Source organism: Tritonibacter litoralis (assembly GCF_009496005.1).
In the GTDB taxonomy this organism is placed as follows: domain Bacteria; phylum Pseudomonadota; class Alphaproteobacteria; order Rhodobacterales; family Rhodobacteraceae; genus Epibacterium; species Epibacterium litoralis.
The window spans coordinates 1-1,748 of sequence record NZ_WIBF01000041.1 but is presented as its reverse complement, the minus strand read 5'-3'; the positions used below and the strand labels follow the sequence as shown (position 1 = coordinate 1,748).

General features: G+C 60.1%; 1 protein-coding gene. It reads right to left on the bottom strand.

Features of this window, described 5'->3' with window-relative positions; all coding sequences use genetic code 11:
* The coding region (gene acs, locus GFB49_RS20880; RefSeq protein ID WP_153218186.1) for an acetate--CoA ligase at nucleotides 1-1,748 on the bottom strand (1,748 nt) is incomplete at both ends.

The following is a 1,748-nucleotide window of genomic DNA, read 5'->3' as shown; positions in this document are numbered from 1 at the left end:
TCGGCGAGGGTTGAGGTGTCGCCCAAGGCTCCGAAGTCGTTTTCTGCAATTTTGCGCAAGATGCGGCGCATGATTTTGCCCGAACGGGTTTTCGGCAGGCCTGGCGCCCATTGGATCACATCCGGGCTGGCAATCGGGCCGATTTCGGTGCGCACCCAGGTGCGCAGCTCCTTGTAGAGCTCCTCGGAGGGTTCGCGGTCATTCATCAGCGTGACATAGCAGTAAATGCCCTGGCCCTTGATCTCATGGGGGTAGCCGACCACGGCCGCTTCGGCCACGGCGGCGTGTGCCACCAGCGCGCTTTCGACCTCGGCGGTGCCCATGCGGTGGCCCGAGACGTTGATCACATCATCCACACGGCCCGTGATCCAGTAATCGCCATCCGCATCGCGGCGGCAGCCGTCACCGGTGAAGTAGTAGTTTTTGTAATCCGAAAAGTAGGTCTTCTCAAACCGGTCGTGATCGCCCCAGACGGTGCGCATCTGACCGGGCCAGCTGTCTTTCATGCACAGAACGCCCTCGACATCATTGCCGGTGATCTCTTCACCTGATTGCGGATCCAGAACCACGGGCTGGACGCCGAAAAACGGCTTCATCGCAGCGCCGGGTTTGGTGGCATGGGCACCGGGCAGGGGCGTCATCAGATGGCCGCCGGTCTCGGTCTGCCACCAGGTGTCGACAATCGGGCAGCGGCCTTTGCCGACCACATCGTTGTACCAATTCCAGGCCTCGGGGTTGATCGGCTCCCCCACGGTGCCCAGAACTTTGAGATCGCTGAGGTCGTATTTCTCAACAAATTCGGTGCCTTGCCCCATCAGCGCGCGAATGGCGGTGGGCGCGGTATAGAATTGGTTGACCTTGTGCTTTTCACAGACCGCCCAGAAACGACCCGCATCCGGGTAGGTGGGCACGCCCTCAAACATCACCGTGGTGGCCCCATTGGCGAGCGGCCCATAGACGATATAGCTGTGGCCGGTCACCCAGCCCACATCCGCCGTACACCAGTAAACGTCGCCGTCGTGGTAATCAAAGGTCACCTCATGGGTCAGTGCGGCATAGACCAGATAGCCGCCGGTGGTGTGCACAACCCCCTTGGGCTGGCCGGTGGAGCCAGAGGTATAGAGGATAAACAGCGGGTCTTCGGCACTCATTTCTGCAGGTTTGCAGTAGTCATTCGCCTCCAGCGCCATTTCATTATAATCAAAGTCACGACCATCGACCCAGGTGGTCTGACCACCGGTGCGTTTGACCACCAGACATTTGACGTCTTCCTTGCAATGCAGCAAAGCTGCATCGGCATTGGACTTCAGCGGCGTCTTGCGCCCGCCGCGTGGGGCTTCATCGGCGGTGATGATCAGCTTGGCATCGGATCCGTTTACACGGGCGGCCAGCGCATCGGGCGAGAAGCCGGCAAACACAATCGAATGGATCGCGCCGATGCGCGCACAGGCCAGCATCGCATAGGCGGCTTCGGGGATCATCGGAAGATAGAGCACCACGCGCTCGCCTTTGCGCACGCCCAGAGTCTCCAGCACATTGGCCATGCGGCAGACGCTGGTGTGCAGCTGCTTATAGGTGATGTGCTGGGCGGCCTCGTTTGGATCATCGGGTTCAAAGATGATCGCAGTCTGATCGCCACGGGTTTCCAGATGGCGGTCGATGCAGTTGGCGGCCACATTCAGCGTGCCATCGGCAAACCAGTTGATCGACACATTGCCCGGCGCAAAGCTCACATCTTTGACTTGGGT